Here is a 25,671-nt window from a genome sequence, read left to right as displayed (position 1 = left end):
CTTTTGATAGTTGGTCTTTCTGTAAAAGATAAATTAAACTTAATATAATAAAAGCAAATAAAATCATCCACCATAAAGTTATTATCATTAAGTACAACCATTCATGTACATTTCCTTTTTCATCTCCATATATATAATCATATCCTTGATTTTTATACCAATTAAAATCATTATATCCATCACAAACAAGTTTACTATTCTTAAAAAATTGAATTTTTCTAGTTTTAACTATTGCTACCGTAACATCATTATTAAAACTTATCTTAGCTGTATAAAACTTTATATAGGAAATTAAGATAAAAAAAGTTACAAATATCAATATTAATTTCTTATTTAGTTTCATATCCGCTTATCTCCTCTCATGATTGTCCATCAAATATCAACATTCCCATCACGTACTATCATAAGCTTATCCTCATGTTCATGAAGTCTGTCCATCAAATCTTCTTTAGATTTATCAAAATCATTGCTCCAACCGTACATGGAAAAGAGCATTTTTATGGTTGGCTTGTACTGACATTCTTCAAGTTTCATATTTTGATACACCCATCTTTTTAAAATTCTGTATCTTCTTTTTAATGGAGGTGTATCAACTAATATGATCTTGTCCGCTTCCTTAAAACCTTTATCAAAATATCTTCTAGCTACTCCTTCAATTATCCACTTTTCAGTAGCTAAAATCTTATTGAATTCTTCATCTATTTGCTCTGATGTTCTTCTAACTTCTCCATCATCTATTTTCATATGTACAATACTATCTAGCTCGTACCATGAGATATCTAGCTTTTTTGAAAGTTTCTTTGCTAGGGTTGTCTTTCCACTGGCTACGGAACCTATTATATATATTTTCATGCTAACGCTCACTTTCCTCAACCTGTATTGAAGCAACATGATCAGTTGCCCATTCACATAAAGTAATCAATAGAGGCAATAAACTTTTCCCTTGATCAGTCAAAGAATATTCAACCTTAGGCGGCACTTCGGCATAAACTTTTCTAACTATTAAATTATTTTCCTCTAGGGCTTTAAGCTGTTGAGATAACATCTTATGAGTGATATTGGGAAGCTTTCGTTTAAGCTCATTAAATCTCATGGTTTCTTTTCCAAGATGCCAAATAATAATAGGCTTCCACTTTCCTCCTATAATATCAAGAGTCAATTCCATAGAACAATTGTATTCGATTCCTTTAAATATCATTTTTTACTCCTATATGATTTCTAAGTATACATTTGGTAACTACATTACTTAAAAGTGCGTACTTGTTAATAATATCATCAGCCTATAATATTAGACTTAATGAAGTCCTTAAGACTTCTACAACAATAATTTAGAAATGACTCTAATGTAGTATGTAGTATCTCCTGTGTCGATAGTACTACAGCACTAAGGCGCTTGTTTTTATTATACACAATTTTCCTATTAGTTTATATCTATGTTTATACAAAATTATTTCTATACTATGGTTTTACGATGAAAGGATTAATTATGAAAGAAGATTTGATAAAAAAATTTGTACTTAATGGTGGAAATAAAATTGAATATTATGTGAGTAATCAAGTTAATGATAAACCTACTTTGGTTATATCTATGGGAATATGGGAACCGGCTATTAGAGCACTCCCTTTGATATCAAGACTTACAGGGATACATTGTATTGCTATTAGCTATCGTGGTCGAGGTGGTAGCTGTACCCCAAAATCGGGTTTTGATTGGAACCATCATGTATCTGATATAAAATGTGTACTTCAAAACGAACCTATTAATAAACCTGTATTTTTAGGATTTTCCAAAGGCGTATCCTATATGCTTGGCTTTTTATCATCAAATATAGAGCTAGTTAAGGGTATTATTATAATTGATTACCCTGCTATTCATTCTAAGTTAGAGAAAGGTGCAGCTAAGTTCTGGAGTAACATGGTCTACAACGGAATTAAGTTAGATAATTTTATCACTACCCATACGCTAAAATGCATAGAAAATGAATCAACCTACAAAGAATTCTACCATGACTTAAATGCGATGAACTGCCCTGTATGGGTGTTTAGAGGTGTAGATTTAGATTCTAATATTCCATCAAATCTAACTGATGATGATATCCTAAAATACAAAGAAAATGTAAATCAATTAGAAATTATTGATTTCAAATATAGTGGACACATGATTTTAGATGAAGAATTAGGTAAGGCTACAAAGTATATTCAAGGAATACTAGATAAGCTAGATTAAATCTTGTAGAATATTTGAATAATTTTCCTATCCATCATATAATATATAATAACTATAAAAAAGGGGGATATTTAATGGGCAATCCAGGATTTATAATGTTTAGTTTTATCAATATTTTTATACTTATAGGTATGTTTGGAATATCTATATATTGTTTTATTTTGTTTATAAAACTTGCTCACAGAGGAATTAAAGCTTTAGATCTTTACATAGAAGAAAAAGGCGGTAATAATAGGAATTTTTAAATAGTTTTATACATGAGCCATTCAGTATATGCGAAAATAGGGTTTCAGAACTTGTACCAAAGTTTTGAAACCCTATCTCTATAAGTTTAAATTTATCTACTCTATAATTCTTGCAGCAGTTCTCTTATATAAAACTGGTATTGCTATGGCTATAAGAACCATACCCATAAAGGCTGGTGAGGCATGACCAACCGCTACATAAAGTTGACCTCCAATTATTGGCCCAATCATTCTAGCTAAAGCTTGAATAGATTGGCTACCTCCTTGAATCCTTCCTTGCTCACTAGAATCTACTGACTTAGATAACATCCCATTAAATGATGGTCCAAAGACTGAATCTCCAAAAGCAAAGATAAACATTCCAACAATAAGAAGTGGATAAAATGATAGTAGAGCTGACATTGCTATAAGACCATAACCTATAATCTCTGAAGCCATTCCAAGAACAGCTATCTGTTTATCATCAAGTTTCCTCAAAAGTTTCGGCATTATAAAACCTTGTGAAATTATGTCTTGGAGTCCCATAATTGAAAACATAAGTCCTATTACTGCAGGCTTCCAGCTGAAGGTATCCATTGTGAACTGTGAAAAAACTGCCTGCAAAGATCCATTTGGTATCCAAAGTAAAAATGCTGAGATAAGAAGTCTTTTTAAACTTTTCATAGAAAGTATACTTGTAAGCTGAGTAAATGGATTTAATCTTACAAAGCTAATATCTTTAAGTCTATTATTTCTATCAAGACTTTCAGGCATAAAAAAGTATCCATAAATAACATTCAATAAAGTTATTAGTGCTCCAAAATACATTGGTACCGCATAACCAAACTTGGCAAGTAACCCTCCTAAAGTTGGACCAATAACACCTCCTACGCCTACAACTGCACTCACCCATCCAAAGTATTTAGTTCTTTCCTTTGGAGGAATTATATCTGCAAAGTATGCAAATATAGTACTTATTGTTCCTCCAGTTATACCATCTATTATTCGTCCAACAAATAATATCCATAAAGCTCCCCCAAGTCCAAAAACTAAGTATCCTATTGAGGAACCAAAAAGGCATAATAGAAGTACTGGGCGACGCCCATATTTATCACTCAAAGCTCCAAGACCAGGAGCGGCAAAAAATACACAAGCTGCATAAACTGAGGTTAATAGAGTAACAACTATAGCTTGATATTCTGGATTAGCTATATAAGGTTGTACCAAAAATGGAACAACAGGTGATATGATACCAAAGCCTATTCCGCAAAGAAACACAGATATAAGTCCAAATATTAAAGCATTTTTATCTACACTTTGTTCTATGTACTGTTTATTTTGTGATTTAAATTTAAACATTTAGTTCTCCTTTAAAAATTATTTTACTTCCTAGGAAACAATTTTATATTATCAACTTTTTGCTTCCTTGTCAACAAAATTTCCTTAATAAAAAAACAGCCTACCCTAAATAAAGTTTGGCTGCATATTTTCATTATTCAAATTTTTCTGATTCGCTATTCTCATCTATCTTTTTCATTTCTTCATCTAAATGGTTGCTATAACTATCCATAAAACTAATCATACTATCGTATTGTTCCTTAGTCATTTGATCAAATACACTTTTGTCTCGTTCTTGAAACTCTTTATGTAATTCCTCATGGACATTAAAAATCTTTTGTCCCTCTTTAGTTAGTCTAAAATAGATCTCTTTTTTATTATCGGGTTTCTTATAACTTTCGATAACCCCTTTTTTTATTAGTTTTTTAGTTAATTTACTTATAGCACCTGTAGTCATATAGAAAGATTCTGCAAGTCTTGTTACATTAGAATCAGTGTTTTTCCCAAGGTATTCAATACAATGAACTTCCGAAGATTTATAACCCTCAAGACGTTTTTCCATCTTAGGTTTGTTAATCCAAGCCATCTTGTTAACTAAATTCCTTAGACCCATTAGAACCTGTTCCTCTTTATCCATGACATATCCTCCTACATGCTATATATTAAACATATTATATTAAATTTTCGTTTTTATTTCAACAAGTTGAAAATTTAATAGGAAATCTTTTACTTACAAATACTTTCTAAATCCCTTAACTAATTCTTTTCCATAACCCATTGTCTCATAGAATTTATGAGCTTCTTTTCTTTTACCTCCAGATACAAGTGTGGTTAAACTGCAATTTCTTTTTCTTGCTTCATCTTCAATAAAGGTCATTAACTTTCTTCCAACACCCTGTCCCTTGCATTTACTACTTACAACAATATTTTCTATAACCATGAAGGGCCTGCAATCACTATTTAACTCATAACAAATTATTCCCATGACTGTCCCAACTATTTTATTATTTTCATCCTTAGCTCCAACTAAAATATAACTTTCATCTGAATTAATCTTCTCAAAAGTCTTATAAAAACCTTCTAGATTGCTTTTTTTCTCTAAAAGTTCCTCATATAATTTTGAAAGCTCCTCAACATCATTTCTAGTAATTCTTTCTATAGTAATCATTGTAATCCCCCCTTAATAAAGATAATTATAACACTAAAAAAGCTGTATTAAATATTTAACTAACAAATAAATTCCTATTATTCCAAAAACTATAGCAGTCCCAATAGCTCTTCCAACAAAAAATTTCTTCATATTATCATCTCCTTTTAGATTAAATTTAAATATCAATGTGCCTACCAAAAGGATGGCAATCACGCTAATTATAATAGGAATAAAACTAGATGATGAATTTTTATTTAATGAAAGTCCAATAACTCCTCCAACTAATAACAAGGCTGATGATATAAAAAACAACTTTTTCTTAATTGAAGACACCACTTTTTTATCATTAGGTTCTATTTTATGTAATACAATATTGTTTTCATATTCACTTCCGCATTTTTCACAACTTTTTAGGTGTTCTGTAACTAAATCAACAGTATCTTCACTTGCAACTCCATCCATCACAAGTGGTACTAAATCAGCTACAACATCACAAGAAATCTTCAAGTTAAACCCTCCTTTTTTAACATATCCTTAAGCCATTTTTTAGTTCTAAAGTCTATTACTCTTGCTGAATTTTCTGAAATACCAATTCTATCTGATATCTCAGAATAGCTAATACCTTCAACACGCATTTTTATAATCTTTTGCACTTGTATATCCTTAGTTTTCAGTAGCTCATCTACTCTTTCATATATCTGCTTTGTATAAAAATTCTCAAAAATATTATCCGTAACATATACCTCCAAAAGATCACTATACTCCACAGTTACTCTATATTTTCTTAAATTTTGTAACCACAAATTCCGCGCAATACCAAATAACCAAGTTTTAATTGATGAATTCCCCTTAAATCCCCCAATTGAATATATGGCTTTAACAAATGTTTCTGAAAGTAAATCCTCTGAAAGTGCAGGATCGTGAGTGAGACTTAATAAATAGTTAAATACATCTTGTTTATATTCCAAATACAAATTTTCTATACTATTCATTGAAATCCCCCTTTCATATAATAAGTCACATTAAGCCATAAAATATTACACTCGATTTATAAAAATTTTATTATATTATTAATTTAACCTACAAAGCAAAAAATAGCAGCACGCATTTAGGTTACTACTATCTTAATTCATGGTGGGCCTCTTCATATACTTTCATTTCAAAACCATCATCAAAAACTATAACTTCTATTCATTTATTACAAATTTCAAATCTTTCTTAGGCCCATCGTTAATATTCTGAGACTTAAACATGGTACTAATTTCATATCCAGTCATATATCCATTTACTTCATTACCATCAACTTGTTTTATACTGATCATCTTCCATCTAATAACTTTATATCCTAGACCTCTATATATGGTAGTTCCACCGTCTTTTGCTACTAGTGTTGGTACAACAAATATAGGCTTTTTATCTTCTGATATCCTCTTTGAATCAATGTTATATGTGACAAGCCCAATTGTTATAAGCAATATAACACATGCAAATATATTTTTATATTTTCTCATTATAAAACCTCTTAATCTTTTTCTCAAGTTCATTTATGCAACTTAAAGACAGCTTTTCCAATTGAGGTATGTCTTTTAAAATTCCATTTTGTAATTTCTCACTTGTTTTTAATGCACGCTCATATAACTCTTTTGTTATTATATTTTCCTCAAAGGCATCAACAAGTTCATCCATATCATCAACTTTAATAGTTCCATTAGGATATACGATCAAATCTAAGTACAAATCATAAAAATAAATAATGTTATCATCATCAATTCCATGACTTGCAATCATATCTATATACCACAATTCAATCTCATTTTTCATATTTATCATAGCTGTGATAACATATGTACCATCATCCGGTAGCATTTGAAGCCACTTCATCCCACTATCACACACTATGATTTCTTCACCATTAAAATTCCATATATAAGGTTTTGATACTTTATCTATGTACAACATAGCAGCAATACCTTTAAAAACTTCATTATCAATATTTAATTGTGTATATCTCTTTGATGTTATTCCTGTCCATTCATCATAAATAAGGCGCTTTTTCTTCATTTTGTTTTCACCAACCATATAAATATCATATTTTTCATAGGTCCATCAAGAAACTCAACTTGAACTTATTTTTATTTCTTAATCTCCGCAATCCATGTAAAATTTCCTACATGTTCAAAAGAAATCATTAGGCCCATCTGCTCTATGTACTTTCTTAAATCCTCAACTATAAAAAAGTTCTTACTTTCTATAAACTCCCATAAATCTTCTCTATCATTTCTGAGAAAGCTTTCTTTATGATCTTTTTTAAGGTGCATATTTTCAAACATGAAATCTATCAAGATAACTCTACTATTATCACTAATTGATAACATATTAGAAAGAACTTGTTGTTGTTCTTTTTCATTAAGTCCATGTAACACATATGAAGATACTGCGATATCAGCCTTTTGCTTTATGATAGGTACATCAAAAATACTGCTTTCAACAAATTTCATGTTAGGATATTTTCCTTTACCAACTTCAATCATTTCAACATTTTTATCTATACCAATAATAGTTAACTTTTCACTTAATGGCCCACATAGATTACCTGTCCCACAACCAAAATCAACTATAGTTTTCACTTTATAACTTAAAATCTTCTCTCTTATCTTTACAAAAGTTTCTTCATATTTATCAAATAATCCAAGTTCATCATCTGATTTCTCTTGAATCATCTTGTCATACAGAATTCCTTTATTTAAAGTTTTCATATATTACACCTCTTTTATATAACTCATATTCTGATGGGCCTTTTTTGATATTAATTCTTATGTTCCAAATACTTCTTTAAGTCTTTATGTTTTGATGTACCTCATGAACCTACTTTTCGATATTTCTTTTAATATAATAAGTCCATTTAACTTTCTCTTTGATGAATTATATTAACATTCACTCCTAATATATTTCATAATATCCATCAAATCATCAGTATCAACTGCATAACTTGAATGTTCTTTAACTCTTTCAGATGCATTTATTGCAATAGATTTACTACAGAAATTAAACAGGGGAATATCTGTTGTTCCATCCCCAACTGCAATACATTCTTCAGGATTTATATTATTTTTCATGCAAAAATCCTTTAAATACTCAACCTTATTTTCTGATTTAATATAATTTATAATCTCTCCAGTGAATATCCCATCTCTGACTTCATACTCGCTTCCATAATAGCCATCAAAGCCCCAAATATCACATGCAACTTTAGCTACTTGTTTTGGACCTACAGTAATTACAATGCACTTAATACCTTGGCTATGTAATAATTCAATTACATTTCTAATATTTTTTAGAGGCTTTACAACCTCTAGAAATGAATGTTTAATTTTACTTTCCTCTAATCCAAAAAGTAATTTTGCTCTAAGATAATCTGCCTCTATATAATCAATTTCGCCAGTTTCTTCTTTCTCCTGTATTGAAGAATGTTCTTTTTCCTTGCCATTTAAAATACAGGGTAACATTACAGAATGTATTTGTCTAATCAATGTATCATCTAAATCAAAACAAACAAGTTTATGTTTTTTAATTTCATAATCATTTAAAGGCTTTTTCCCCAAATACAAGTCCATAGTGTCATAAATATTAATTTCTCCACCAAACTTATTTATAGCCTCTGTTATTCCATTACACAAATTATTTTTTAACACCTCAGCGCACTGTCTATGATCTGAATAAGTTTCTAGAAGAGATATGTACTCACTAGCTTTTAATTTTCTTGTTTTTCTGTAAATCTTACTTTTTATATTTGTGAATCCGTACTTCTCTAATATTTGTGTATATTTTTTGCAAGAATCTTCATTAAATTCAGTAAGCTCCTTATCTGATGGTTTAAACTTTTTATACACTTTTCTGATTTCTATATGTAATTTATCATCATCGCGATTTACAAATGGGTGATTCCAAAACAAAGCTATTGTTCCACCAGGCTTTAGTAAATCATAAACTTTCTTAAATCCGATATCCTCTGGTATCCAATGAAATGCTGTTGCAGAGTATACAAGATCATATTGATTTTTATCACTAATAAAGTCCTCAAAACCTATATTTTGAACTTCGAAATTCCTAAAGGAAGAAAATTTTTCTTTAACATATCTAGCTAAATCCTCTCCAAGTTCAATAGCCCTAATACTACAGCCTGCCTCTAAAATTGGCAAAGTAGCTTGCCCAGTTCCTATCCCAATTTCAAGTGCACTTTTCGAATTATTTAATTCCCCATAATCAATAATATCCTTAAATAATTCTTCACTATAGGTTGGTCTATACTTATCATAGTTTAATGGATCTTCATTAAACTTTAATCTTAAATCCATTTCATCGCCCCATCACAAAATAATGATTTACACTTCTAATTTTCATATATAATATGGATATTATACCATTTAATTCATGTTATTACTTTAGTCTTTTTAAAATATAATTACAGTTAATATAGAAAAACACCCTATAATCCATTTCTGAATAATAGAGTGCTCCTCAAATAAATCAACTAAAATCCTCAATAAGTTCATCACTTAAAATCCCTTCTGCTATTTGTCTAACTTCGCCTGTCATTCTTACATTCCACCCATCATCTATTTCAATAATAAGCGCTCCCCCCAACATTTTTATCTTTATTTCATTATTAACTAGATTTTTCTTTTTTAAAACACTAGCAACTGCACAAGAAGAACTTCCTGATGCTAATGTAAAACCTGCTCCTCTTTCCCATATAAGAATTTCAGCTTCATTTCTTGATAAAACTTTTGCAAATTGTACATTAGTTCTATTAGGAAACATCTCATGATTTTCTATAAGCTTACCATAGGTTTTTATCTCATCTATATCTAACTTATTTTTAATTATTACACAATGAGGATTTCCCATAGATACACAGTTTACTTCATATTCCTTATCATCAACTTGTAATTTTTCTCCTCCTACTTCTTCCATAATAAAATTTGTAGGAATTTCTTTAGAGTTAAAGTTTGCCTTACCCATATCAACTGATATCCTCTTTGCCTTTTTACTTGAAGTTTCTTCAACTATATTAGCTCTAACTATTCCACCTTTTGTCTCAACTGTGAAGTCCTTATTACTAGTAAATCCATAATCATAAACATATTTGCAAAATATTCTTAATCCATTTCCGCTTTTTTCTGCTTCTGAACCATCAGGATTAAAAATCTTTAAACCAAAATCTGCTTTAACTGATTTCACTTTAAGTAAAATTCCATCTGATCCTATTCCAAAATTCACGTTGCATATTCTTTGTATTGCTTTTTCAGTTAACTTAAAACTTATATTTTCTTCATCTAAAACTATGTATTCATTTCCTAATCCATGTGTTTTCACAAAATTGTTCATATCAAGTTCTCCCCAATCTACATTTATAAGATAAAACACCGTAAAATTTTTTAAATAATACGGTGTTACGTACCTATATTAAAATTTTATCATATTAATATGCATCAATGCATGAAATAAAGCTGTAACATTCAAAGCTTGTAAAAATTTATTCTCCTTAAGGTCATAGATTACATCATCTAAAGGTTTTAAAACAACCTCTATTTGTTCTGTATCATCTAAATGAGTATCTGAGGTTAATTCTGCATCTAAAGCGAGAAAGCAATAAGTAAGATTAGTATGGTTTGCGGGATTAGCAGAAATAGTACAAGTATGAACAAACTCCTTAGCTGTATATCCTGTTTCCTCTATCAGTTCTCTTTTTATTGCATCAACTGGTGCCTTATCTGTTACCTCAACCCCTCCTGATGGCAACTCTAAGAGAGTTTTTTGAGCTCCATGTCTATATTGCTTAACTAGTACAACTTCTTTTTCTTTAGTTATTGCAACAACATTTACCCAAGCCGGATATTCAAACACATAATAGGGTTCCACTATCTTTCCGCTTGGCATTCTACAGGTATCTGCACGTAGAGAAATCCATCTATCCTTAACAATATGTTCAGATTTTAATATCTCCCATTCAAAGTTTTCCATGTACTTTCTCCCTTAAATTATTGAGAATACCATTATATTAAAGCAAGCTTTATTTTGACAGTAAATTCTTAAGTTCCTTCTCTAACTTTTCTACCATGTTCCTAAGTTCATCGCCCTTTATACGCTTTGAATCATCATACATCTCTTCCCTTGGCAGCCACCATACAGGTCCCTTTTTAGGTGTATCTCCTGCAACTCTAGGAAATAGATGCCAATGAACATGAGAATCTCCATTTCCAAGTAATTCATAATTCATCTTTTCAGGTTTAAATGCATTATATGCCGCTTCTGCAACAATGCTCATTTCTTCGAGATACTTAACTCTAAAATCTTTAGGCAATTCATGTAATTCACTAACATGTTGTTTACATAAAAATAATGTATACCCTTTAAAATGTTGATGGTCTCCTATAACCACATAACCAGTTTCTAGCTCCATAACAAAATACGGATTCCTATTTTCTTTTATCATTTCAATTCTCTCACAAATTAAGCATCCCATATCTATCCCTCCATTAAATAAAAATCTATTTTAAAAATCAGATTTTAAAAATGAATATAAATCTAAATCAACTACTCCTTGACCTGTCCAAACTGTTCCTTGTCTTATAGTTCCCTCTTTTGTAAAGCCACTTCTTTCTAATACATTTTTAGATTTAATATTCTCAGGCATAACAAAAGCTTGTACTCTATTAATTCCAATTACATTTATTAAATAATCCTTCATTGCCTCCACTGCCTTAGTTGCAAATCCATGTCCCCAATATTCCTCATTTAAAGTATATCCAATGGTAGCCATATTTACCTTATCATCAAAATCAAATATTTCTCCAACTCCAATGATTCTTTCCGTATTTTCATTACTACAAATTCCAAGAAATATGGTTTTCTTTTTACCAAAATCTCTTTCAAAATGTGTAATCATATTTTCAACTGTAGCTTTATTCTTTTTTGCAGAGCCTGGTCTATATTTAAATAAATTCTCATTACTATATATTAAATAAAGCTCTTCTAAATCAGTTTTTTCTATCTTTCTAAGAGTTATTTCACTTGTTTTAATAAGTGGAAACTCTGAAAATAACTTTGTTTTATCCATGGTTTTCTCCTTATAAAAATTAATAATATATCAAATATTCATTGGGTCATAGTCCATTAATAACATAAACAATATTAAATAAAAACATTGCAACCACTGATGTTATTATAATCCAAAGAATACTACCTTTTTCTTTATTGACAATCTTATAAATTGAATATAAAAACGAAAAAATAAATATTCCAAATAAAATAGACCATCCTCCAATAAACATGTAATCCCCCCAAATTTATATCAATTATCTATTTTTTAATATATTCATCTATTAGTTTAATATCTATAATATCTTTTTCTCTTCCTAGACTCTCTTTTTGCTTTTTAATACTCTTTAAGCTACCTGTAGGCAATCCTTCAACAAATTCTATTTCTTCAACATAGTATTCTTTTATTACTTCTACATACTCATTTATTTGCATAATTTTAGAATTGTCTTTTCCAACCTTAAACATATGTCCATTTTGTAAAAAGAAATCCCATAAACTATTTGTACATCCTAAATCAATATCCTTTGTATATTGTTTTACTCCATGCATTACTAATGCTGAACCTGAAGTTATCCAATACTCACTTGGTGGCAAATTTAAATCATTAAGCATCTTTATTATAGAATTTTTATTTAACACCTTGCTCCCCCTTATTTACCTTTAATCAAACTATCATAGTTTTCACTAACAGCCTTCAAAGCCTTGGTTTCTCTATATATCCATTTATTTATATCTAACCTATTATTTTTAATTATTTCCTCATTTACATGAATTGCCTCATTAAGATTTATCCAAATAGGTTTAAATCCTAATTCAATTTCATACTCATCTAATTCTTGATCAGCTATGCCATCAGTTAATTCACATAAATAATAAGTAGAAATCATCTCAAAAACAAAGTCTTTTCTATATCTATCTAAACTTCTTTCTATAAAAACTCCAATTTTTTCTTTTACATCTCCTACTATATATCCAGTTTCTTCCTTAACTTCTCTTATTAATGTTTGCTCTTGACTTTCTTCTTTGTTCATTCCTCCACCAGGAAATTTAAAATCACCTTTGTTTGTATGTACCAAGAGAATATTATCATCTTTTAAAATAACTGCTCTTACAGCTTTCCTATAATTTGTTTTTGTCTTTTCATTTTCCTCTTTGATTCCTAATGTATAGTTAAAAAGCACTATTTTCACCTGCCTATAAAGTTCTGTATTTTCTATAATAAAAATAGCTATCACTTTCCATATTCGGTTGCCTATGTCCTATAGGTGTTCTTTTCTCAAATAATTCAAAACCACATTTCTCGGCAAGACTACATGAAGGGATATTAGCACAATCAATAGTCAAAATAAGATAGTTGACATCTGATACCTTGAAGCACCATTCTACTAAAGCTTCTACAGCTTCTTTTGTATATCCTTTATTTTTATGTTTTTCACTCATAAAATAAGCAATCTCAATCTCATTTAATGTATCTTCGAGCCCCATGCCTACCATTCCGATCATTTCGTCAGTATCATGTAATGCTATTACATATCTTTTATTTTCATAAATATCTGTTGAATCCTTTTGAGTTTGATGCCAATCAATATATTCAAAATACTCTTTAGGGGAAGCTCCATTTTCTGCCCAATCAGGCATAAATCTAAGAATATCTTTTTCTCTAACGATCCTATAAAGATTATCTGCATCCTTCCTTTCAAAATCTCTTATTTTTATTTGATTTGTTTCTATTCTCATAATATTTACTCCATTCTTATTTTGTCCCAACAGGACATACAACCATACATAATCCGCAGGAATTTTTTCTATTATGTGTTTTTATATAAAGGTTTCTTTTTTCATTGCACAATTTATAATTAATCAATTCATCACGTTTGGAATTAATGTTCCAAGTATGTCCAATCAAAGCTTTGTATGGACAAATATCTACACATAAATTACAGCCCTCTGTACATTTACTTTTACTTATAGGCATACCAACAGTAAGATCATAATCTATAAGTATTGAGGAAAGTCTTACTCTTGGACCATACTTTTCTGTTATCAAAACTCCATTTTTTCCTATCCATCCAAGTCCAGCATTAATAGCTGCAAACTTAAATGAAAATGGTGCAACAAGTGTTTCTTCACTTGATTGAGCAACTGGTGGTACATAGTATTTAATTTTATATTTTTCTAATATTTCCTTGATATCTTCTAAAATTACATTAATTCTGTTTCTTGCTTCGTGTATCAACTTTTCAAACTTTTCTTCCTTATAACTGCTTATTTCTATGATTTCTTTATGTGGTATTGCCATAACTAATGAGCATTTATAAAACTTCTTATATTCACTGAAATCAATATTTGAAATGCCCCATACTATATCAGAATTCTCTTCAAAAAGTTCTACTAATTCTTTATAAAAGTTATCCATAAGCTTTCACCTTTAAAATTCTAATCTTCTTCATTATCAGGTACATCAATTATTACTTTCTTACAATCTTTACAGTAGTACGCATCAACACTACTTCTTACCCATATTTCTCTTTTTGCTAACATTACACACTTTTTCCCAAGCATATTGTCAAGAAAATTCCTTTTCTCAGATTCCTCCACCCATATTAAATCGTTTCTTCCATCGCCTTCTACAAAACCTTTTTTCATGTCTTTTTTACAATATGGACACTGTACCATGTAACCATCTCCTACACTTGCTTATATGAATATTATACCATTTAAATCATATTATTACATAAACATTAACATATGTACCAAGTTATATGTTATAATTATTTTATGAAATTTATAGGAGGTAACTTTATGCGTAATATTTTTGTATTACTTTTATTCTACATACCCATATTGGCTCTGGGAATTTACTCATTTATCTTATTTATAAAACTTGCTCATAGAGGAATAAGAGCTCTTGATATCTACATATATGAAAAAGAAAGAAATAAACAATAGCAGCTTCATAAAAAAATGGAGACTGCTATTTTTTTATGAAGCTCTTTAATGCACGAACTTAATTACAAAGTACTAGGGAGAAATAACAATGAAAACTATAAACAAGGAACCTTTATGGAATAAAAACTTTATATTATTACTACAAGGGCAGTTGTTTTCAATTTTTGGAGATAATATCTATGACATAGCTCTTAGAGTTTGGATTCTTAGCAAAACAGGTTCAACTGCCATTATGGGATTATTTATGGCGATTTCAGTTGTACCTAGGATAGTGATATCACCTTTTGCTGGAACCTTTATTGATAGGCATAATAGAAAAATCATCTTAATTTCTTGTGACATGATTTGTGCCATGACTTTACTTTTTACAGGTATATTGGCTAAGTTAGACCTTTTACAACTTTGGATGGTAGTTTCAACTGGCATTATTGTAGGGATTTGTGGATGTTTTTTTAATCCCACTATCAATTCTATTTTGCCTGATATTGTTCCAAAATCTAAACTACTAAAAGCTAATTCAGTAGTTTCATTAATTAGTACAAGCGATGACATGATGGGAAATGCTTTTGGTGGTTTCTTGGTACAAATTGTTGGAGCTCCTATATCCTTTTTGTTAAATGGATTTAGTTTTTTAATATCAGCAGTTTCTGAGATGTTTATGATGGTACCTAAAATAGAAATCAAATCAAAAAAGGTTAACTTTTTTCAAGATTTAAAAGATGGTTTGCTTTTTATCAGTAAATCAAAAGGATTAAGGTACATATATATTTTAACTTGCTTTTGTAACTTTGTTGCATCTATGTCCATGACTTTAACTTTGCCATTATTTAAAGAAAACATCAATCTAGGTTTAGGTTTATATGGAGTTTCTATGGCTATTAATGGTGCTGGAATGTTTTTAGGATTTTCACTTTTATCTGCAATTGATATAAAAACAGAAAAAAGATTCAAGTTTTTTATTTTAAGCGGAGTAATCATATCTCTTACAATGATTTTTTATTCTCTGACTACTAATTTCTATTTGATTTCTGTATTGTTTTTTATAAATGGATTTTGTCTTGCAGTAAATAATTCATTAACTCAATCTAGTATACAAGTTACCGTACCTGATAATATGAGATCAAAAGCCTTTGCCTTTCAGAGAACTTTATCCTCAGCATTAATGCCTGCTGGTATGGTTATTGCCGGTTTATTAGCTGAAATAGTTAAAATCAATTTTATAATACTTGTTGATTATATAATCTTTTTTCTTTTGTTTTTATATACCTCTCGTTTGTTAAAGGTAAAAAATACAATAAATATGTTAGATATTTAAATATTAAAAAGGAGGCTGTCGCACTAAAGAGCTAGTGCGACAGCTCGTTTCTTATATCCACTATTTCTTTTTCTGCTAAATTTTCCTTTTTAACCATACTCATAACATCTTAGTAAAATAATACTTAAAAAATTGCGTACTTTTCTATTTTTCTATTTAAGAAGTTAACTTCTTATTAAACATAATAGAAATAAAATTACTAATTTTTCAGTATCTTCTCAAAACAAATTGCTTTTTCATTTCCTGCATATTTTCCATAATTAGATATTTGATGGTACCCTCTTTTTTTATAAAATTCTACAGCTCTTTCATTTATTATTCTAGTTTCAAGCCAAAGCTTTGAATACCCCATGTTGTAGGCTTCTTCTTCTAAATAAGATAAAATTTCTCCTCCAACACCTTTCGATTTTTCTTTTGAAAACATCCTTTTAACTTCAGCCACATCTTCATTGATTGGTCTAAATGCACCACAACCTACTGCCTTTTCTTCACGGTCATATGCAACAACAAATAATGAATGTGGTACACAAACATCTTTAGGATCAAAGGATTTTTCACCACTATCTCCTGTTATTTTCTTTAATGTTTTAGATAACTCTTCCATAAGCATTATTGCATCTTTACTCCAAGGATCAGTCTTAATAATCTTCATTTTCTATTTCTCCTTATAATAATCCTCAGCTAAAAGTCCATACATACAAGTGTCACAAATTCCTTGATTGTTTCTATCAGCCTTACGCAAGGTACCTTCGTATTGCAATCCACATTTAATCATTACTTTTCCGGAGTTTGGATTTCTTGGATCATGACGTGATTCAATGCGCTTAACTCCAACTTCTTCAATAAGAAATCTGATAACTTCTTTAAATGCTTCTGACGTTATTCCTTGATTCCACCATTTTCTCCCTATAGTATAGCCAATTTGCATCATATCAATTTCCTCTTCCATATCAACCATGCTGATGATTCCTATTGGTGCATCTCCATTTTCTTTTAATATGATTGCCCACTGATAGAACTTGTCATTTATGTAATGTTCCATTCGTCTTTCTTGAAGACTTTTAGTGACTTCAATTGAAGTATGTGCAGTCCACATAAGATACTTTGTTACTTCATCATCCTTAGCCCAGTTATCAAATATAGCTTGTGTATCTGATATATTAAATCTTCTTAATATCAATCTTTTTGTTTCTAATTGTACTTTTCCTAGATGTTTCATTTCTATGCCCCCAATAAAATATTCTCTTTATCATTCAACAATATGTATATTATACCATTTCTTTCATGAAGGAGTATAATTCTTCTTTATATAAAAGCACAAGAAAGTTCAGATTAGAAGTCTAAACTTTCTTGTGCTTTTAATGATATCTAATTTTATTGAACGTTGTACATACCTTTGCTTTCCATATACTTAAATATAGATTCACCGTGTTTTTGTTCTTCTTTTTGTATATGGTTTAGTACATCACGAACCTCTGTATCCTTAAATTCAAATATTGCTGTATCATAGGTTCCTGATACATATTTTTCAGCCATTAATAAATCTGAACATATATCTTTATCAGATATATTGCTTTGAGTTTGCTTTGCTACTTCTGGAGTTTGAGTAGAATTTTGATTTTGCTGTTGGTTCATTTGAGGAACAGTACCATTTAAAAGCTGATTAATGGTATCTAAGTGAGTTCTCTCAATTTGCTCATTATTTTTGCAAAGCTGCTTTAATTGAGTATCCTGTGCTTGATTCGCATAGTTTGAATATTTCAGGATACAGATTTCCTCATGGCTCTTTAGATCTTCTAGTAACAGTCTTTCTTTTTGGCTTAAAGTTATTTGCATAATAAAACACCTCCGGTTTTATTTTGTGCAACTTTTCTTTTTCCATACATAAAGTTTTACTAGATAGATGGCACTTCCCCCTAGTTGCTTTTTTCCTTATAATAATCTTCAGCTAAAAGTCCATACATAACAGAATTACATATACCTTGATTGTTTATATCAGAATTTCTTAATGTACCTTCATATTGTAATCCACATTTAAGCATCACTTTTCCTGAGTTTGGATTATTAGAATCATGACGTGATTCTATACGTTTAGCTCCAACTTCTTCAATGAGAAATCTAATAACTTCTTTAAAAGCTTCTGATGTCACACCTTGATGCCACCACTTTCTTCCTATACAGTACCCAATATGTACCATGTCAATATCATCATCCATATGAACAACACTGATACTTCCTATAGGTTCATCAACATTATCTTTCAAAGCAATTCCCCACTGATAAAACTTATTATCTGAATAATTCTGAATCCATTCTAATATTACATCTTTAGATACATCAACTGAACTATGAGTAGGCCAAGTTAAGTACTTTGTAACTTCATCATCACTTGCCCAGTTATCAAACATAGGCTTTGCATCTGAACTCTTAATCCTTCTTAATATCAATCTTTCTGTTTCTAATTCTACCGTTCCTAAATGTTTCATTATTATACCCCCTATTCTAATATTTAAAATCGATATAGCTATTGTACCATCTTTATCCCTTATTTAAAAATCTTCTTAACTAGGTTCAACTGTTTTTCGGTATATGATGGATACATAAGAGATGTCCCAAATCCTGATGGTTTCTTTAGTACCCCTTTTCTATGTGAAAATGTAATGAAACTATCCTTTCCATGATACGCACCTATTCCAGCATTACCAACCCCTCCAAAAGGAAGATAAGGATTAGCTGTATGCATAATTGTATCATTAATGCAGGCATTTCCAGAACTTATTTCACTTAAAACTTTATTTTCAACAGCTTTATTAGTTGTGAAAAGATATAGGGCTAAAGGTTTAGGGGCATTTAATATTTGCTTTATTGCATTATTTAAGTCTCCATAAGTCATAATAGGAAGAACTGGTCCAAATATTTCTTCCTGCATACTTGCTGCATCTAGGGATGATATTTCTATTAAAGTAGGTTCAATGTATCTTGCTTTTTCATTATAATTTCCACCAAATACAATACCATCTTTATCTTTATCAATCATGTTTTTTATACGATTAAAGTGTCTCTCATTTATGATTTTCCCAAAGGAATCATTATTCTCTATGTCATCTCCATAAAAACTTCTAATAGCAGTTTTCAGCTCTTCAATAAGCTTAATTTTTACTGTTTCATGAACTAAAACATAATCAGGTGCTATGCAAGTCTGCCCAGCATTAGTTGTTTTTCCCCAAATTATTCTTCTTGCCGCTTCCTTTATATTAGCACTTTCATCAACAATAACTGGGCTTTTTCCTCCAAGCTCTAAGGTCACTGGAGTAAGATTTTTGGCCGCTGCCTCCATAACGATTTTTCCTACAGGAACACTTCCAGTAAAGAATATATAATCAAATTTCCCATTTATAAGCGAAGTGTTTGTCTCTATTCCACCTTCTACACATTCCACATACCTTTTATCAAAGGTAGTTTTAATAAGTTCTTTTACTACTCTTGAAACATTTGGAGTCATTTCAGATGGTTTTAAAACTGCTGTATTACCAGCTGATAATGCACCTATTAAAGGTTCAACAAGCAGTTGAAATGGATAGTTATAAGGTCCTATTATTAATACTGAACCATAAGGCTCACTTAATATATAACTTCTTCCTGGCATTAAATAAAAAGGGGTTTTTCTTCTTTCTGGTTTAGCCCATTTTTTGATATTTTTTATAGTTAAATCTATACTGTGATAAACAAAACCAACCTCAGTCATGTAACCTTCATTTTTATGTTTTCCAAGATCTATATTTAAAGCCTCTAGTATTTGCTTCTCATATTCTTTTATTGCCTTTTTTAATAGTCTTAACTGATTTATTCTAAAATCCAAATCTTTTGTAGCTTGAGTATGGAAATATCTCTTTTGTTCTTCCAAAATAACCTCTACATCTTTTGCACTTAACTCATTTATACTCATAATATTCTCCCTTCATACAACCCATGATAAACATCAAAAATGTTACACTTGTAACTTATTTGAGAATATAATATACTACTATTATTCTCTGGTCAATATCCTAAACTTAAGTTATACAAAATGAGAGGAATGTAACAGTTTATGAAGAAGGAAACAACAAACATAACTGCTCTAAAATCTAAAGCTTGGATTACTGAATCCCTATTAGCTTTAATGAAGGAAAAAGATTTTGATAAAATCACAATTACTGAAATAATAAACAAAGCTGACTTAACACGTCAAACTTTTTATAGAAACTTTGAATCAAAAGAAAATGTACTATATGAATATGTAAGTAAATTATATAAAGACTGTTTTGATGAAATAGATAAAATGGCTGAAAAAAATATACGAAATATCTTCATAACTTATTTTGATTATTGGCATAAAACCAAGGATTTTTTGCTGCTAGTTACTAAGTGTAAACTAAACTACAATATTATGGACTTTTATTATCCTTTCATGAGCGATTATTTTGATAAATCCATCATGAACTTACATGGAAAATCTGATGCTGAAGTTGAATATATAAAATATTTCCTATTTGGTGGACTTGTTCAGGTAAAAACTCATTGGATGGAAAATGGCTTTAAAGAAACTCCTGAAGAACTTGCTGATCTTGTGATTGGTTCTATAAACCCTTCTATTTATGAAATTATAAAAAACTGAATTAAATTATAAAAACAGCAGCTCCATAATTAAATGAAACTGCTGTTTTCTTATTTATTTTAACAAATTCTTAGATTTTAAAAATCCACTTATACTGTCCCATAAAGCAATCAGAACAAAGATTGCTATAAAAATATTTATACCTTTTTCCCAGGCTATAGTTATATTAGAACTTGCAACTTCAATAGAACTAGTTAATTTGTTTATAAATCCTTCATTAATGAGAGTAGCGTCCTTTACCATTACATACATCAATATACAAGAAGCAACATTAAATATTGAATTTACTATTGCAAGAGGGGTATTCCATCTTCCAGCAACAAATTTCCAAACATAAACACCAAACTGAAATAATGCAACTATTAAAAACATAGGCATATAGAACTTCAAACGTTCATCGTTAAACAATGATTCAGAAAGAGTAAGTCCACCTTCTGAAGTAGTATAAATACCTATAAGATGAGCATTTGTGTATATTAAAGCAGTAAATATAACTGTGAATATCATTGAAAATATAGTTTCTCCACGTGAAATTTTTCCTTTACCCCCTACAGGAATCTCTGGCAAATCATTTACTGACCATTTATTCTTAAGCCCAGTTCCTTTTCCATAGTTTACATTTGTTGTTCCTGTTCTCTCTAAAATAACAAATACAATTGTAACCCATAATGCTCCTTGAATAGCACCTTCAATACCAGCTGAAATCACACCTGCAAAAATTCCAATTCCAGTTCCTAAGAAACCAGCATCAGGTGAAAGTGAAAATATCTTTTCTAAAAGTGAAGCACATACAACCACTGCAGCAACAATTCCCGTAACAAGTTTAAGAACATAGATATAATTATCATAAAGTTCTGGTCCTATCAAATATCTCTTACTATCACCATATTCACTTGCAAGCTTCTTAGGATTTCCTAACTTTTCAAGAACTTCTCTCACATTATTTTCTGTTGGCTCATCTGGTAGCATATCCTCTATATTTGTGCGAAGTTCCCTGCTTACATCTTCTTTTATATCTTCCTTCAAATTTTCAGTTACAGCATAAACATAACGATCAATCAAATTCATTTTAATCCCCCTCTTTCAACAATATATCTAATTGACTAGAAATAAGTTTCCATTCATTTTTTAAACGCTTATATACTTCTTTTCCTTCATTACTTAAAACATAAAACTTTCTTGGACGACTTTCAGTTGTATCCCATTCACTAGTTAAAAGTTTTTGTTTTTCTAGTCTTCTAAGTAGTGGATATAATGTCCCTGAATCTATTGGAGAATTTTTTTCCTCAAGTTTCTGAACAAGAGAATAACCATACTCTGGACTATCAAGCTGACTAAGTACTGAAAGCACTAATGTCCCTCTTCTAAGTTCAACAAGTAGCGAAGCCATAAGTTCATCTATTGAATCCATGTAATCACCTCAAAATTATTATACTGTATATCGTACACTATTGTCAATTCATTAATATTGAATTTATTTTTATATTGAGCTAAGTATAATATAAACAACTTTCTTGTAAATAAAAAAGTGCCTAAGTTCCAACTCCAATATCTCGGAACTCATGCACCTTCTACTACCAATTTTTTGTTTCTGGATAGTCCTTAATAAACTTTTCATTAACTTCAGATAATCTTTCTTGATATTTGTTATATTCTGAACTTAATCTTCTCATTGCAGGGATAAATTTATCATAATAACCACTTGTCTTACAAAACTCTTTAGTGAGCTCTGCCAGTTTATTTGCTGGTGAATTTTTAAATTCATCTGTCTTTTTATACTCAATATATTGGTTTAATATCTCCTTATTATTTTCCATAAACTCTTCATAGTTTATTATATTTTCTTCTTTTGCTTTTATAATTTTTGTTATATCTTTTGAACTAAGATAGCTTGCATACTCATCTAAATACTCCTGTAGCTCCTTAGGAAACACTAAACTAGGACTGTTATCTAAAAACTCTATTATTTCCTCAAAAGCTCCCTTTTGCTCTTCTGTTTCTATTGTACAATTAAGATAATAAGAAAAGTTCATGCTAAAAAATCTTCCATAATAACTTGGAAACATATCTAAAAGCTTCTCTAAAATAGTTGCTTTTGCTGTGATAAGGTTTATTTCTCTCTCGACATCTTCAAGCTTACTTCCATCACTTAATTTTTTTAACACCTCTTGTTTCTCTTGTTGTCTATCTAATTCTAATGATCTTCTATGAAGGATATCAGTTAAAAAACTTGGATTGTTTAAAATAGCTTTTATATCAGATATATTTAATCCTAATTTTCTGTATAGAGAAATTTTTCTAAGCTTCTCAACATCTTCCCCTAAAAAATCTCTATATCCATTTTCTAAAACTTTTGGATCTACTAGTCCATGTTCAGAGTAATATTCTATAGCTTTTTTCGTTAATCCAGTTTCTTTTGATACTTCTTTTATTAACATTCTCATCACCTCTGGTTTAACTTTAACCTAACCCCTAAGGGAATAGTCAAGGGTGTTTATTAAAAACATAAAATATATATTAATTTTGAATGATTCTATATCTTAGTAAATCATTTAATAAATACCTTCATTAGTTTATTATAAAGTGGATTAATCATATACCCAGTAGGACTATGTGAATATCTTTTCCCTGTATTTAATTGCTTAATCATATCCATTTCTTTACTAGTTAATTCAAAATCAAATAACTGAAAATTTTCTTTAATCCTTTTAGGATTTGAAGATTTAGGAATAATTATAACACCTCGTTGTATATGCCATTTCAAAATGACCTGAGCTATAGTTTTATTATGGTTATCTGCAATATTTTTAATAATATTATTTTCTAATAATGCTTTATTTCCTTGTCCTAATGGGGCCCAAGCCTCATGCAGAATATTATTATCAATTAGATATTTGTGTAGCTCATCTTGTTGAAATTCTGGATGGGTCTCTATTTGATTAATCATTGGAGTAATCCTTGAATTTTTAATTAATTGTTCAAGATGTTGTATCTCAAAATTTGCTACGCCAATTACTTTTATTTTATTTTCCAAATATAACTCTTCCATAGCCCTCCAAGCTTCAATGTAATTTGGTGCAGCAAAATGAATAAGGTACATATCTAGGTATTCTACTTTAAGTTTTTCACAAGTCTGTTCAAAAGCCTTTTTTGTGGCGTTATAACCAAGCTCTGTATTCCATACCTTTGAAGTAATAAAAAATTCTTCACGTTCTATCTTACTTTTTTGAATAGTAGAACCTAAACTTTCTTCATTTCCATAAATTTTTGCAGTATCAAAATGCCTATATCCAACATTTATTGCCTCTTCAACTACTCTTTCGAGATGATTACCTTCTGATAATTTATATACTCCAAAACCAACCTGCGGAATTTTGACCCCATTTACTGCTTCTATTTCGTTATTAATCATAATTCTCTCTTTACTCTCCTTTTAATAAATAAATCATGAAATCTTTACCTATTTTCAGCTCCTTTATTCAGATTTGTAACACTCGAACATAGAAACTTCAATCTGTGAAAATAGTTTTTTTAGTAGATTTAAATCGCTTGTAGTAGGATTTATATGATAGAAATTCATTGTTCCTTGTTTTACTACACTCACAATTTTTGCATCTTTTAAAACTTTTAAATGATGAGAAACAGCTGGACGTGATAATTTTACATTCTCAGTTATTTCTCCAACTCTCATTCCTGGAAATGTACCTTTCATTAAACATAAAATAATCAATTGTCTTGTTTCATCTCCAATGGCAGCTAGTGTAGCTCTGCATTTTTTAAACTCATTTTCTAATTGATCTAAATCTACTAATTTATCCATCTTTATCTCCTTTAAGTATTTAAATTTATTAGATTTTCTTATAATGGTTTAATCTTTTAATCCATAATAGCAAATACTAATTACCTTAACAACATTGAGAAAGTAAATCGAGACGAAGAACTAATGTTGACTATTTTTAGCACCTTATAATTTTCATGAACCTCTTATTTCTCATGTTGTATCATGGGCCTCTCTTATTTATTCATGGGCCTGTATTTATACTTCATGACCCTCTTTACTTTGATGTACCTTTTGATAGTTTTTCCATAGTATGAAAACAAAGTACATCTTTATTTGATGTTATGATTTTTTCATATTTAACTGGTAAATATCCATGTTTATGATATAGATTATAAGCTGGTAATGAAGAATCTAAAATAATCTTAGAATAATCTTTTTCTATTATATCTTCTAACTCTTCTAAAAGTTTAGTGCCATAACCTAAACCTTGGAACTTAGGTAATACAAATACTCTATTTATTTCATTCTTATGAACACTTCCAGTACCTACGATTGTTCCATCTATATTAAGTAATAGAACAATTTCTGTTTCAATGGCTTTTTGAATATTATTCTCAGAATGATGGTTCAGAAAAAAATTTACTACTCCACTTGGATAATAATGTGGATATACTTCTTTTATTGTAGCATGCACTATATATTTCACTATCTGAATGTCCTCTAAATTCGCTCTTTTTATATTCACTTTAATCACCCCTATTGCAAAATTAATCTTCATGATAATTTACAATTATATCATATTTATCCAATGCCGCTTTATCCAGTTTTCAGAGCACCAATTTTTCATTATGAACTAAAAAACACCCCAAAATTCATTTCTGAATGATGTGGTGTTTGATGTTATTATTCATTTTTATAGTAGTTCAACT

Annotated in this window: 38 protein-coding genes; 5 read left to right on the top strand and 33 right to left on the bottom strand. The window is 29.7% G+C overall.

What is annotated here, in order from left to right; all coding sequences use genetic code 11:
• The 3 genes from B3N22_RS20660 to B3N22_RS20650 form a co-directional block, all read right to left on the bottom strand.
• Positions 1–343: hypothetical protein (locus B3N22_RS20660; protein WP_286910176.1), on the bottom strand; the 343-nt coding region annotated here is incomplete at its 3' end.
• 29 nt (positions 344–372) lie between these two features.
• Positions 373–852, bottom strand: coding sequence for an AAA family ATPase (locus B3N22_RS20655; protein WP_286910174.1), 480 nt, complete (start codon positions 850–852; stop codon positions 373–375).
• Between the two features lies 1 nt (position 853).
• On the bottom strand, positions 854–1,198 hold the full coding sequence (locus B3N22_RS20650; protein WP_073017120.1) for a winged helix-turn-helix transcriptional regulator: 345 nt from the start codon (positions 1,196–1,198) through the stop codon (positions 854–856).
• Between the two features lie 288 nt (positions 1,199–1,486).
• Between B3N22_RS20650 and B3N22_RS20645 the strand changes: the two genes are divergently transcribed.
• Complete coding sequence (locus B3N22_RS20645) at positions 1,487–2,227, top strand: alpha/beta fold hydrolase (RefSeq protein ID WP_286910171.1); 741 nt, start codon at positions 1,487–1,489, stop codon at positions 2,225–2,227.
• A gap of 74 nt (positions 2,228–2,301) precedes the next feature.
• Entirely contained in the window at positions 2,302–2,472 is a 171-nt protein-coding gene (locus B3N22_RS20640; RefSeq protein WP_286910169.1) for a hypothetical protein, read from the top strand.
• A gap of 96 nt (positions 2,473–2,568) precedes the next feature.
• On the opposite strand, the gene B3N22_RS20635 is transcribed toward B3N22_RS20640, so the two are convergent.
• From B3N22_RS20635 to B3N22_RS20545, 19 genes are all read right to left on the bottom strand, one after another.
• Positions 2,569–3,810 carry an MFS transporter gene (locus tag B3N22_RS20635; RefSeq protein ID WP_286910167.1) on the bottom strand — a complete coding sequence of 414 codons (1,242 nt, stop codon included), beginning with the start codon at positions 3,808–3,810 and terminating at the stop codon, positions 2,569–2,571.
• A 133-nt stretch (positions 3,811–3,943) separates the two neighbouring features.
• Positions 3,944–4,426 (bottom strand): MarR family transcriptional regulator, encoded by a 483-nt coding sequence (locus B3N22_RS20630; RefSeq protein WP_286910165.1) that lies wholly within the window; start codon positions 4,424–4,426, stop codon positions 3,944–3,946.
• Positions 4,427–4,519: 93 nt separating this feature from the next.
• Positions 4,520–4,957 carry a GNAT family N-acetyltransferase gene (locus B3N22_RS20625; protein ID WP_238906732.1) on the bottom strand — a complete coding sequence of 146 codons (438 nt, stop codon included), beginning with the start codon at positions 4,955–4,957 and terminating at the stop codon, positions 4,520–4,522.
• Positions 4,958–4,990: 33 nt separating this feature from the next.
• Positions 4,991–5,446, bottom strand: coding sequence for a zf-HC2 domain-containing protein (locus B3N22_RS20620; protein ID WP_286910162.1), 456 nt, complete (start codon positions 5,444–5,446; stop codon positions 4,991–4,993).
• The gene (locus B3N22_RS20615) at positions 5,443–5,931 is read right to left on the bottom strand and encodes an RNA polymerase sigma factor (protein WP_083553403.1); all 489 of its coding nucleotides are present in this window, start codon (positions 5,929–5,931) and stop codon (positions 5,443–5,445) included. The genes B3N22_RS20620 and B3N22_RS20615 overlap by 4 nt, the downstream gene beginning before the upstream one ends.
• A 195-nt stretch (positions 5,932–6,126) precedes the next feature.
• Entirely contained in the window at positions 6,127–6,450 is a 324-nt protein-coding gene (locus B3N22_RS20610; protein ID WP_286910157.1) for a hypothetical protein, read from the bottom strand.
• Positions 6,437–7,000, bottom strand: coding sequence for a ribonuclease FAU-1 family protein (locus tag B3N22_RS20605; protein ID WP_286910155.1), 564 nt, complete (start codon positions 6,998–7,000; stop codon positions 6,437–6,439). Before B3N22_RS20605 ends, B3N22_RS20610 begins: the two co-directional genes overlap by 14 nt.
• A gap of 71 nt (positions 7,001–7,071) precedes the next feature.
• Positions 7,072–7,695 carry a class I SAM-dependent methyltransferase gene (locus B3N22_RS20600; RefSeq protein WP_286910153.1) on the bottom strand — a complete coding sequence of 208 codons (624 nt, stop codon included), beginning with the start codon at positions 7,693–7,695 and terminating at the stop codon, positions 7,072–7,074.
• A gap of 171 nt (positions 7,696–7,866) precedes the next feature.
• Positions 7,867–9,294, bottom strand: a complete 1,428-nt coding sequence (locus B3N22_RS20595) for an HAD-IB family phosphatase (protein WP_286910151.1) — start codon at positions 9,292–9,294, stop codon at positions 7,867–7,869.
• 172 nt (positions 9,295–9,466) lie between these two features.
• On the bottom strand, positions 9,467–10,327 hold the full coding sequence (gene dapF, locus B3N22_RS20590) for a diaminopimelate epimerase (RefSeq protein WP_286910149.1): 861 nt from the start codon (positions 10,325–10,327) through the stop codon (positions 9,467–9,469).
• Between the two features lie 78 nt (positions 10,328–10,405).
• Positions 10,406–10,963 carry an NUDIX hydrolase gene (locus B3N22_RS20585; protein ID WP_286910147.1) on the bottom strand — a complete coding sequence of 186 codons (558 nt, stop codon included), beginning with the start codon at positions 10,961–10,963 and terminating at the stop codon, positions 10,406–10,408.
• A gap of 49 nt (positions 10,964–11,012) precedes the next feature.
• The gene (locus tag B3N22_RS20580; RefSeq protein ID WP_073017158.1) at positions 11,013–11,465 is read right to left on the bottom strand and encodes an HIT family protein; all 453 of its coding nucleotides are present in this window, start codon (positions 11,463–11,465) and stop codon (positions 11,013–11,015) included.
• A gap of 30 nt (positions 11,466–11,495) precedes the next feature.
• Positions 11,496–12,059 carry a GNAT family N-acetyltransferase gene (locus B3N22_RS20575; protein WP_073017161.1) on the bottom strand — a complete coding sequence of 188 codons (564 nt, stop codon included), beginning with the start codon at positions 12,057–12,059 and terminating at the stop codon, positions 11,496–11,498.
• Positions 12,060–12,105: 46 nt separating this feature from the next.
• Positions 12,106–12,273, bottom strand: a complete 168-nt coding sequence (locus B3N22_RS20570) for a hypothetical protein (protein ID WP_175550854.1) — start codon at positions 12,271–12,273, stop codon at positions 12,106–12,108.
• Positions 12,274–12,301: 28 nt separating this feature from the next.
• Positions 12,302–12,682 (bottom strand): hypothetical protein, encoded by a 381-nt coding sequence (locus B3N22_RS20565; RefSeq protein ID WP_286910142.1) that lies wholly within the window; start codon positions 12,680–12,682, stop codon positions 12,302–12,304.
• Between the two features lie 11 nt (positions 12,683–12,693).
• The gene (locus B3N22_RS20560) at positions 12,694–13,224 is read right to left on the bottom strand and encodes an NUDIX hydrolase (RefSeq protein ID WP_286910140.1); all 531 of its coding nucleotides are present in this window, start codon (positions 13,222–13,224) and stop codon (positions 12,694–12,696) included.
• A gap of 13 nt (positions 13,225–13,237) precedes the next feature.
• Positions 13,238–13,780: a GNAT family N-acetyltransferase gene (locus B3N22_RS20555; protein WP_286910138.1), complete on the bottom strand. Its 543-nt coding sequence runs from the start codon at positions 13,778–13,780 to the stop codon at positions 13,238–13,240.
• A gap of 16 nt (positions 13,781–13,796) precedes the next feature.
• Entirely contained in the window at positions 13,797–14,459 is a 663-nt protein-coding gene (locus B3N22_RS20550; protein ID WP_286910136.1) for a 4Fe-4S double cluster binding domain-containing protein, read from the bottom strand.
• Positions 14,460–14,479: 20 nt separating this feature from the next.
• Positions 14,480–14,719: a PF20097 family protein gene (locus tag B3N22_RS20545; protein ID WP_286910134.1), complete on the bottom strand. Its 240-nt coding sequence runs from the start codon at positions 14,717–14,719 to the stop codon at positions 14,480–14,482.
• A gap of 126 nt (positions 14,720–14,845) precedes the next feature.
• Between B3N22_RS20545 and B3N22_RS20540 the strand changes: the two genes are divergently transcribed.
• Both B3N22_RS20540 and B3N22_RS20535 read left to right on the top strand, forming a co-directional pair.
• Positions 14,846–14,992, top strand: a complete 147-nt coding sequence (locus B3N22_RS20540; RefSeq protein ID WP_181603804.1) for a hypothetical protein — start codon at positions 14,846–14,848, stop codon at positions 14,990–14,992.
• An 88-nt stretch (positions 14,993–15,080) separates the two neighbouring features.
• Positions 15,081–16,307, top strand: coding sequence for an MFS transporter (locus tag B3N22_RS20535; protein WP_286910132.1), 1,227 nt, complete (start codon positions 15,081–15,083; stop codon positions 16,305–16,307).
• Between the two features lie 199 nt (positions 16,308–16,506).
• Here B3N22_RS20535 and B3N22_RS20530 read toward each other — a convergent pair whose 3' ends face one another.
• From B3N22_RS20530 to B3N22_RS20510, 5 genes are all read right to left on the bottom strand, one after another.
• On the bottom strand, positions 16,507–16,959 hold the full coding sequence (locus B3N22_RS20530) for a GNAT family N-acetyltransferase (protein ID WP_286910130.1): 453 nt from the start codon (positions 16,957–16,959) through the stop codon (positions 16,507–16,509).
• Positions 16,960–16,962: 3 nt separating this feature from the next.
• Positions 16,963–17,526: a GNAT family N-acetyltransferase gene (locus B3N22_RS20525; protein ID WP_286910128.1), complete on the bottom strand. Its 564-nt coding sequence runs from the start codon at positions 17,524–17,526 to the stop codon at positions 16,963–16,965.
• Between the two features lie 155 nt (positions 17,527–17,681).
• Positions 17,682–18,143 carry a spore coat protein gene (locus tag B3N22_RS20520; protein WP_073017179.1) on the bottom strand — a complete coding sequence of 154 codons (462 nt, stop codon included), beginning with the start codon at positions 18,141–18,143 and terminating at the stop codon, positions 17,682–17,684.
• 80 nt (positions 18,144–18,223) lie between these two features.
• Positions 18,224–18,793 carry a GNAT family N-acetyltransferase gene (locus B3N22_RS20515; RefSeq protein WP_286910126.1) on the bottom strand — a complete coding sequence of 190 codons (570 nt, stop codon included), beginning with the start codon at positions 18,791–18,793 and terminating at the stop codon, positions 18,224–18,226.
• A gap of 59 nt (positions 18,794–18,852) precedes the next feature.
• Positions 18,853–20,253 (bottom strand): aldehyde dehydrogenase, encoded by a 1,401-nt coding sequence (locus tag B3N22_RS20510; protein WP_286910124.1) that lies wholly within the window; start codon positions 20,251–20,253, stop codon positions 18,853–18,855.
• A 141-nt stretch (positions 20,254–20,394) separates the two neighbouring features.
• Here B3N22_RS20510 and B3N22_RS20505 point away from each other — a divergent pair, with 141 nt between their 5' ends.
• A complete protein-coding gene (locus B3N22_RS20505) occupies positions 20,395–20,961 on the top strand; it encodes a TetR/AcrR family transcriptional regulator (RefSeq protein WP_286910122.1) in 567 nt (188 codons plus the stop codon).
• A 54-nt stretch (positions 20,962–21,015) separates the two neighbouring features.
• Here B3N22_RS20505 and B3N22_RS20500 read toward each other — a convergent pair whose 3' ends face one another.
• From B3N22_RS20500 to B3N22_RS20475, 6 genes are all read right to left on the bottom strand, one after another.
• Positions 21,016–22,029 (bottom strand): HAAS signaling domain-containing protein, encoded by a 1,014-nt coding sequence (locus B3N22_RS20500; protein ID WP_286910120.1) that lies wholly within the window; start codon positions 22,027–22,029, stop codon positions 21,016–21,018.
• 1 nt (position 22,030) lies between these two features.
• On the bottom strand, positions 22,031–22,372 hold the full coding sequence (locus tag B3N22_RS20495) for a PadR family transcriptional regulator (protein ID WP_181603104.1): 342 nt from the start codon (positions 22,370–22,372) through the stop codon (positions 22,031–22,033).
• A gap of 163 nt (positions 22,373–22,535) precedes the next feature.
• A complete protein-coding gene (locus B3N22_RS20490; protein ID WP_286910116.1) occupies positions 22,536–23,399 on the bottom strand; it encodes a MerR family transcriptional regulator in 864 nt (287 codons plus the stop codon).
• Between the two features lie 110 nt (positions 23,400–23,509).
• Positions 23,510–24,373, bottom strand: coding sequence for an aldo/keto reductase (locus B3N22_RS20485; RefSeq protein ID WP_286910115.1), 864 nt, complete (start codon positions 24,371–24,373; stop codon positions 23,510–23,512).
• Positions 24,374–24,436: 63 nt separating this feature from the next.
• The gene (locus B3N22_RS20480; RefSeq protein ID WP_286910113.1) at positions 24,437–24,781 is read right to left on the bottom strand and encodes an ArsR/SmtB family transcription factor; all 345 of its coding nucleotides are present in this window, start codon (positions 24,779–24,781) and stop codon (positions 24,437–24,439) included.
• A 235-nt stretch (positions 24,782–25,016) separates the two neighbouring features.
• On the bottom strand, positions 25,017–25,487 hold the full coding sequence (locus B3N22_RS20475) for a GNAT family N-acetyltransferase (protein ID WP_286910106.1): 471 nt from the start codon (positions 25,485–25,487) through the stop codon (positions 25,017–25,019).
• Between the last annotated feature and the right edge of the window lie 184 nt (positions 25,488–25,671).

It is taken from the genome of Clostridium sp. UBA1652, from assembly GCF_002320975.1.
Lineage (GTDB): Bacteria > Bacillota > Clostridia > Clostridiales > Clostridiaceae > Clostridium_T > Clostridium_T intestinale.
The sequence above is the reverse complement of the archived record's forward strand: the minus strand, read 5'-3'. Positions and strand labels throughout refer to the sequence as shown.

Bases quoted from the DNA above. Each gene is read 5' to 3' on its own strand.
- B3N22_RS20655 (WP_286910174.1), bottom strand. From the start codon at position 852: ATGAAAATATATATAATAGGTTCCGTAGCCAGTGGAAAGACAACCCTA.
- B3N22_RS20650 (WP_073017120.1), bottom strand. From the start codon at position 1,198: ATGATATTTAAAGGAATCGAATACAATTGTTCTATGGAATTGACTCTT.
- B3N22_RS20645 (WP_286910171.1), top strand. From the start codon at position 1,487: ATGAAAGAAGATTTGATAAAAAAATTTGTACTTAATGGTGGAAATAAA.
- B3N22_RS20640 (WP_286910169.1), top strand. From the start codon at position 2,302: ATGGGCAATCCAGGATTTATAATGTTTAGTTTTATCAATATTTTTATA.
- B3N22_RS20635 (WP_286910167.1), bottom strand. From the start codon at position 3,810: ATGTTTAAATTTAAATCACAAAATAAACAGTACATAGAACAAAGTGTA.
- B3N22_RS20630 (WP_286910165.1), bottom strand. From the start codon at position 4,426: ATGGATAAAGAGGAACAGGTTCTAATGGGTCTAAGGAATTTAGTTAAC.
- B3N22_RS20625 (WP_238906732.1), bottom strand. From the start codon at position 4,957: ATGATTACTATAGAAAGAATTACTAGAAATGATGTTGAGGAGCTTTCA.
- B3N22_RS20615 (WP_083553403.1), bottom strand. From the start codon at position 5,931: ATGAATAGTATAGAAAATTTGTATTTGGAATATAAACAAGATGTATTT.
- B3N22_RS20610 (WP_286910157.1), bottom strand. From the start codon at position 6,450: ATGAGAAAATATAAAAATATATTTGCATGTGTTATATTGCTTATAACA.
- B3N22_RS20605 (WP_286910155.1), bottom strand. From the start codon at position 7,000: ATGAAGAAAAAGCGCCTTATTTATGATGAATGGACAGGAATAACATCA.
- B3N22_RS20600 (WP_286910153.1), bottom strand. From the start codon at position 7,695: ATGAAAACTTTAAATAAAGGAATTCTGTATGACAAGATGATTCAAGAG.
- B3N22_RS20595 (WP_286910151.1), bottom strand. From the start codon at position 9,294: ATGGATTTAAGATTAAAGTTTAATGAAGATCCATTAAACTATGATAAG.
- dapF (WP_286910149.1), bottom strand. From the start codon at position 10,327: ATGAACAATTTTGTGAAAACACATGGATTAGGAAATGAATACATAGTT.
- B3N22_RS20585 (WP_286910147.1), bottom strand. From the start codon at position 10,963: ATGGAAAACTTTGAATGGGAGATATTAAAATCTGAACATATTGTTAAG.
- B3N22_RS20580 (WP_073017158.1), bottom strand. From the start codon at position 11,465: ATGGGATGCTTAATTTGTGAGAGAATTGAAATGATAAAAGAAAATAGG.
- B3N22_RS20575 (WP_073017161.1), bottom strand. From the start codon at position 12,059: ATGGATAAAACAAAGTTATTTTCAGAGTTTCCACTTATTAAAACAAGT.
- B3N22_RS20570 (WP_175550854.1), bottom strand. From the start codon at position 12,273: ATGTTTATTGGAGGATGGTCTATTTTATTTGGAATATTTATTTTTTCG.
- B3N22_RS20555 (WP_286910138.1), bottom strand. From the start codon at position 13,780: ATGAGAATAGAAACAAATCAAATAAAAATAAGAGATTTTGAAAGGAAG.
- B3N22_RS20550 (WP_286910136.1), bottom strand. From the start codon at position 14,459: ATGGATAACTTTTATAAAGAATTAGTAGAACTTTTTGAAGAGAATTCT.
- B3N22_RS20545 (WP_286910134.1), bottom strand. From the start codon at position 14,719: ATGGTACAGTGTCCATATTGTAAAAAAGACATGAAAAAAGGTTTTGTA.
- B3N22_RS20540 (WP_181603804.1), top strand. From the start codon at position 14,846: ATGCGTAATATTTTTGTATTACTTTTATTCTACATACCCATATTGGCT.
- B3N22_RS20535 (WP_286910132.1), top strand. From the start codon at position 15,081: ATGAAAACTATAAACAAGGAACCTTTATGGAATAAAAACTTTATATTA.
- B3N22_RS20530 (WP_286910130.1), bottom strand. From the start codon at position 16,959: ATGAAGATTATTAAGACTGATCCTTGGAGTAAAGATGCAATAATGCTT.
- B3N22_RS20525 (WP_286910128.1), bottom strand. From the start codon at position 17,526: ATGAAACATCTAGGAAAAGTACAATTAGAAACAAAAAGATTGATATTA.
- B3N22_RS20520 (WP_073017179.1), bottom strand. From the start codon at position 18,143: ATGCAAATAACTTTAAGCCAAAAAGAAAGACTGTTACTAGAAGATCTA.
- B3N22_RS20515 (WP_286910126.1), bottom strand. From the start codon at position 18,793: ATGAAACATTTAGGAACGGTAGAATTAGAAACAGAAAGATTGATATTA.
- B3N22_RS20510 (WP_286910124.1), bottom strand. From the start codon at position 20,253: ATGAGTATAAATGAGTTAAGTGCAAAAGATGTAGAGGTTATTTTGGAA.
- B3N22_RS20505 (WP_286910122.1), top strand. From the start codon at position 20,395: ATGAAGAAGGAAACAACAAACATAACTGCTCTAAAATCTAAAGCTTGG.
- B3N22_RS20500 (WP_286910120.1), bottom strand. From the start codon at position 22,029: ATGAATTTGATTGATCGTTATGTTTATGCTGTAACTGAAAATTTGAAG.
- B3N22_RS20495 (WP_181603104.1), bottom strand. From the start codon at position 22,372: ATGGATTCAATAGATGAACTTATGGCTTCGCTACTTGTTGAACTTAGA.
- B3N22_RS20490 (WP_286910116.1), bottom strand. From the start codon at position 23,399: ATGTTAATAAAAGAAGTATCAAAAGAAACTGGATTAACGAAAAAAGCT.
- B3N22_RS20485 (WP_286910115.1), bottom strand. From the start codon at position 24,373: ATGATTAATAACGAAATAGAAGCAGTAAATGGGGTCAAAATTCCGCAG.
- B3N22_RS20480 (WP_286910113.1), bottom strand. From the start codon at position 24,781: ATGGATAAATTAGTAGATTTAGATCAATTAGAAAATGAGTTTAAAAAA.